5 protein-coding genes, 2 tRNA genes and 1 other RNA gene are annotated in these 5,259 nt (G+C 49.1%); 3 read left to right on the top strand and 5 right to left on the bottom strand.

Going from position 1 to position 5,259, the window contains the following annotated elements:
- Positions 1–112 precede the first annotated feature (112 nt).
- From FDW94_RS04425 to FDW94_RS04405, 5 genes are all read right to left on the bottom strand, one after another.
- Positions 113–197 (bottom strand) — tRNA-Tyr (locus tag FDW94_RS04425).
- Positions 198–233: 36 nt separating this feature from the next.
- Positions 234–318: transfer RNA gene (locus FDW94_RS04420), tRNA-Tyr, on the bottom strand.
- 28 nt (positions 319–346) lie between these two features.
- A non-coding RNA gene (locus tag FDW94_RS04415) (RtT sRNA) lies at positions 347–489 on the bottom strand.
- A gap of 167 nt (positions 490–656) precedes the next feature.
- Positions 657–1,499 carry a formyltetrahydrofolate deformylase gene (gene purU, locus FDW94_RS04410; protein ID WP_071446258.1) on the bottom strand — a complete coding sequence of 281 codons (843 nt, stop codon included), beginning with the start codon at positions 1,497–1,499 and terminating at the stop codon, positions 657–659.
- Between the two features lie 55 nt (positions 1,500–1,554).
- Positions 1,555–2,010: a YchJ family protein gene (locus tag FDW94_RS04405; protein ID WP_008784957.1), complete on the bottom strand. Its 456-nt coding sequence runs from the start codon at positions 2,008–2,010 to the stop codon at positions 1,555–1,557.
- Between the two features lie 111 nt (positions 2,011–2,121).
- On the opposite strand from FDW94_RS04405, the gene rssA reads away from it, so the two are divergent.
- From rssA to galU, 3 genes are all read left to right on the top strand, one after another.
- Positions 2,122–3,033: a patatin-like phospholipase RssA gene (gene rssA / locus FDW94_RS04400; protein WP_008784956.1), complete on the top strand. Its 912-nt coding sequence runs from the start codon at positions 2,122–2,124 to the stop codon at positions 3,031–3,033.
- Between the two features lie 90 nt (positions 3,034–3,123).
- Complete coding sequence (rssB, locus tag FDW94_RS04395; protein WP_008784955.1) at positions 3,124–4,137, top strand: two-component system response regulator RssB; 1,014 nt, start codon at positions 3,124–3,126, stop codon at positions 4,135–4,137.
- A 204-nt stretch (positions 4,138–4,341) separates the two neighbouring features.
- On the top strand, positions 4,342–5,250 hold the full coding sequence (gene galU, locus FDW94_RS04390; protein WP_003020727.1) for a UTP--glucose-1-phosphate uridylyltransferase GalU: 909 nt from the start codon (positions 4,342–4,344) through the stop codon (positions 5,248–5,250).
- Positions 5,251–5,259: the final 9 nt, after the last annotated feature.

The following is a 5,259-nucleotide window of genomic DNA, read 5'->3' as shown; positions in this document are numbered from 1 at the left end:
ACGCTTTCTCGCTACGCTCGAATCGAACCTTAGTCGAAACTTCTCATCCTTCCCGCATGGGTGGAATATGGGGCATTAGAGATTGATTTGCTGTTGGTGCTTTATGAAGTGATGGTGGTGGGGGAAGGATTCGAACCTTCGAAGTCGATGACGGCAGATTTACAGTCTGCTCCCTTTGGCCGCTCGGGAACCCCACCAGGGGTATACTAATTTTATGAATCTACAGGAATGAATGGTGGTGGGGGAAGGATTCGAACCTTCGAAGTCGATGACGGCAGATTTACAGTCTGCTCCCTTTGGCCGCTCGGGAACCCCACCACAGGGTAAATTCATTATGCTGCTTGCATTCTATAGCGGGAAGGATTATTCGGAGCTAAAGCTCCTCACCCTTCGGGCCGTTGCCTGCGGCAACGTTCTCTCACTATCGCTCGAGTCGAACCTTGAAGTCGATGACGGCAGATTTGCAGTCAGTTCCCTTATGATCGCTCGGGAACCCCACCACGGGGTAATGCTAATTACTGGCCTGCTTCCGTTGGAAGCGGGGCGCATCATATCAAATGATGCGCCCCTGTAAAGCATTCCGTTGATAAAAAAGAACTGGTTGCCTGATTTTTACACGTAAAGATGTAAAGGTAACCAATTAACTTATCAATCGATTACAGAATAATCGTTCGGTTACCGTAAACAAAGACGCGTTGAGCCAGAACCTGATACAGCGCACGGCTTAATACATTTTTTTCAACGTCGCGACCCGCGCGCATCATATCTTCGGCGGTGTAGGTGTGATCAACATGGATCACGTCCTGCATAATGATTGGGCCTTCATCGAGGTTATCATTCACGTAGTGGGCCGTCGCGCCGATGATCTTCACGCCACGCTCATAAGCCTGATGGTACGGACGAGCACCAATGAATGCTGGCAGGAATGAATGGTGAATATTGATAATTTTATTCGGAAAGCGTGAAACAAATGTCGGGGTCAGAACGCGCATGTATTTAGCCAGCACGACATAGTCCGGCTGGTGGGCGTCGATAGCATCAGCCATTTTCTCATCATGTTCTTCACGTGTTAAACCTTCATGGCTCACCAGCTCAAACGGAATATCAAACCGTTCAACCAGAGGACGCAAGGTCTCGTGATTGCCGATCACCGCGGCGATTTCAACATCCAGCCCGCCATAGTTGGCCTTCATTAATAAATCGCCCAGGCAATGCGCTTCCTTGGTGACCAAAATGACGATGCGGCGGCGGCCTGCTGGGGTTAATTCACGAATCGAGCCTTCAGGTAAGGCGCTGTCCAGATCGGCAAGCAGCGTGACGTCGTTAAAAATGCCCTCCAGTTCGGTGCGCATAAAAAAGCGTCCGGTACGGTGGTCCACAAACTCATTGTTCTGCACGATGTTCAGTTCATGCTTGTAACAGATATTCGTAATGCGCGCGATCAGACCTTTTTGGTCCGGGCAAATAGTACGCAGCACTTTTCGTTGTAATGAATGCATTTGCAGCGGTGATCCTGTTGAGAATGTTTGCAAAATTGATACTGTCGGGCGTTGATTAGCCGCAGCACTTTTTAAATTTTTTACCTGAGCCACAAGGGCAGGTATCGTTTCGTCCAATTTGAGGGCGTGTACCGTCAATATAGTACCACTGACCGTTTTCTTTTAAAAAACGAGAGCGCTCGATAATTGCACCTGTTTTACCTTGTTCAGAAAACCGCGCGACAAAACTGACATAGCCGATATTTTCTGTGTCTGCCGTTTCTTGTTCAAAAACGGTCAGTCCAAGCCATTCGGTATGAGTAAATCCTGCGATAATGTCGTCGCGAAACTCGGCCGCATGACAATCCGGATGCCAGGTCCTGATAAGGTAATCTGCGTCTTTCATCACAAAAGCACAGTAACGAGAACGCATGAGGTGTGACGGCGTAGGTGCTACTTGCGCGCCGGACACATAACGGTAGCAACATAGGCTATACTCGACAGCGCTACCACAGGGACAAAGCTGAGACACAAAGTACTCCCTGGAATATAAAAACGGCGTAAAAACGCCAGAGTGGCACTATGTTAACTGAGCGGTAGCGATGTTGCTACGTCTGCAAGCCAGGGGAAGTTTGTACGTATAATGAGAAAAATAAAAATTGGGCTGGCGCTAGGTTCCGGCGCGGCGCGAGGTTGGTCGCATATTGGCGTTATCAAAGCCCTTAAGCATATGGGTATTGATGTTGATATCGTGGCAGGGTGCTCCATCGGTTCGTTGGTTGGCGCTGCCTACGCCTGCAATAAGCTGCCTGCTCTCGAAAAGTGGGTCTGTTCTTTCAGCTATTGGGATGTTTTACGGTTGATGGATCTCTCGTGGCGCAGGGGAGGTTTACTGCGCGGTGAACGGGTATTCAATCAGTACCGTAATGTGATGCCGGTAGAAGCAATTGAGCAATGTACTCGCCGTTTCGCAACAGTGGCTACCAATCTGAGTACGGGTCGGGAACTTTGGTTCACCGAAGGTGATTTACATCTGGCTGTCCGGGCCTCCTGCAGTATTCCTGGCTTGATGTCACCTGTGGCGCACAATGGTTACTGGCTGGTCGATGGTGCGGTGGTGAATCCTGTCCCTGTCTCCCTGACTCGCGCGTTGGGGGCCGATATTGTTATAGCGGTCGACCTGCAACACGATGCGCATCTCATGCAACAAGATTTACTCTCCTTCAACGTCAATAGCGATGCCGAATCGGGTGATGATGCTGACGAACTCTCATGGCATGCCCGTCTGAAAGAACGCTTGAGCAACATTACGGCCAGGCGTGCAGTAACTGCGCCTACGGCGATGGAGATCATGACGACGTCTATTCAGGTTCTGGAAAACCGACTGAAACGTAACCGCATGGCCGGTGACCCTCCAGACATTCTGATTCAGCCGTTTTGTCCACAAATATCCACGCTGGATTTTCACCGCGCCAGTGCGGCAATTGCTGCCGGGCAGTTAGCGGTCGAGAAGAAAATGGATGAGCTTCTACCCCTGGTGAAAACCAACGTCTAACGCATTTTTTATCAACACTTAAGCTAATTCTGACAGGCGTGAGTGGCAATAGCATGCCACTATTTATTAAAGCCAGTCAGGGGGGAGAATATGACGCAGCCATTGGTCGGAAAACAGATTCTTATCGTTGAGGATGAGCCGGTATTTCGCTCACTCATGGACTCATGGTTTTCCTCTTTGGGAGCGACAACGGCGGTAGCTGGTGACGGACTTGAAGCACTGGACTTGCTTGGGCATTTTAAACCCGACCTGATGATCTGCGACCTGGCTATGCCAAGAATGAACGGTCTCAAACTGGTTGAGTATTTACGCAATCGTGGCGATCAGACCCCCATACTGGTGATTTCTGCGACGGAAAACATGTCCGACATAGCCAAAGCGCTACGACTCGGTGTGGATGACGTCCTGTTGAAGCCGGTGAAAGACCTTAATCGCTTGCGAGAAACCGTCTTTGCATGTCTTTATCCCAACATGTTTAATTCACGCGTGGAAGAAGAGGAGCGGCTGTTTCGCGACTGGGATGCGATGGTGGACGATCCTGCTGCTGCTGCGAAGTTGCTAAAAGAATTACAGCCTCCGGTGTCGCAAGTGATTTCGCACTGTCGCGTTAACTATCGACAATTGGTGGCAGCCGACCAACCGGGGCTGGTGTTGGATATTGCGCCGCTGTCGGATCATGACCTTGCATTCTATTGCCTTGATGTGACGCGGGCAGGGGATAATGGCGTGCTGGCTGCATTATTACTGCGAGCGCTATTTAATGGTTTACTGCAGGAGCAACTGACACAACAAAATCAACGGTTGCCAGAGCTAGGTACGTTATTGAAACAGGTAAATCATCTGTTGCGGCAAGCCAATTTACCAGGGCAGTTTCCCTTGCTGGTGGGGTATTACCACAGCGGATTAAAAAATCTGATTCTGGTATCGGCAGGGCTGAATGCGACATTAAATACAGGTTCCCACCAAGTGCAAATCAGCAATGGCGTTCCGCTGGGTACCTTAGGTAATACGTATCTTAATCAACTGAGCCAACATTGTGAGTCATGGCAATGCCAAATTTGGGGGGCGGGAGGTCGCCTGCGCTTGATGTTGTCTGCAGAATGAACAATTGAGAGGCGTGTAAATGAAATTGGTTCACCCTCCCCATGCTGTGAGTGCTACTATCAGCGCCAGTTATATTCGTATTTATCTTAATTATACCGACGCGCGTCCTTTTCAGACCAGAAGCTTGTCGCTGTACTGATATACTCGGATGCGATACAGAATGATGAACACGTTCAATACATGAACAGTCCAGGAGAGTTTTAAATGGCTGCCCTTAATTCAAAAGTCAAAAAAGCCGTTATCCCGGTTGCGGGATTAGGAACCAGGATGTTACCGGCTACGAAAGCAATCCCGAAAGAGATGCTACCGTTGGTTGATAAGCCATTAATTCAGTACGTCGTAAACGAATGTATTGCTGCGGGCATCACTGAAATTGTACTTGTAACTCACTCGTCTAAAAATTCTATTGAAAACCACTTTGATACCAGCTTTGAACTTGAAGCGATGCTGGAAAAACGTGTAAAACGCCAGCTTCTGGAAGAAGTGCAATCTATTTGTCCGCCACATGTGACTATTATGCAGGTGCGTCAGGGGCTGGCTAAAGGTCTGGGCCACGCGGTATTGTGCGCGCACCCTGTGGTTGGCGATGAACCGGTAGCTGTAATCCTGCCGGACGTAATTCTTGACGAATACGAATCTGATTTATCCCGCGACAACCTTGCCGAAATGATTCATCGTTTTGATGAAACAGGTAGCAGCCAGATTATGGTTGAACCGGTAGAAGATGTTACAGCTTATGGCGTTGTTGATTGTAAAGGCGTTGAATTATCCCCGGGCGAAAGCGTTCCGATGGTTGGCGTGGTTGAAAAACCAAAAGCTGATGTTGCGCCTTCTAATCTGGCCGTTGTGGGTCGTTACGTTCTTAGTGCCGATATCTGGCCTCTGCTGGCTAAAACCCCTCCGGGAGCGGGTGATGAAATTCAGCTGACAGATGCTATCGATATGCTGATTGAAAAAGAGACGGTTGAAGCCTATCACATGAAGGGCAAAAGCCATGACTGTGGTAATAAACTGGGCTATATGCAGGCGTTCGTTGAATATGGTATTCGCCATAATACTCTCGGCGCCGAATTTAAAGCCTGGCTGGAAGACGAGATGGGTATTAAGAAGTAACCTTCTGGT

The sequence above is a fragment of the Citrobacter sp. wls757 genome, assembly GCF_005280935.1.
In the GTDB taxonomy this organism is placed as follows: domain Bacteria; phylum Pseudomonadota; class Gammaproteobacteria; order Enterobacterales; family Enterobacteriaceae; genus Citrobacter; species Citrobacter portucalensis.
The sequence above is the reverse complement of the archived record's forward strand: the minus strand, read 5'-3'. Positions and strand labels throughout refer to the sequence as shown.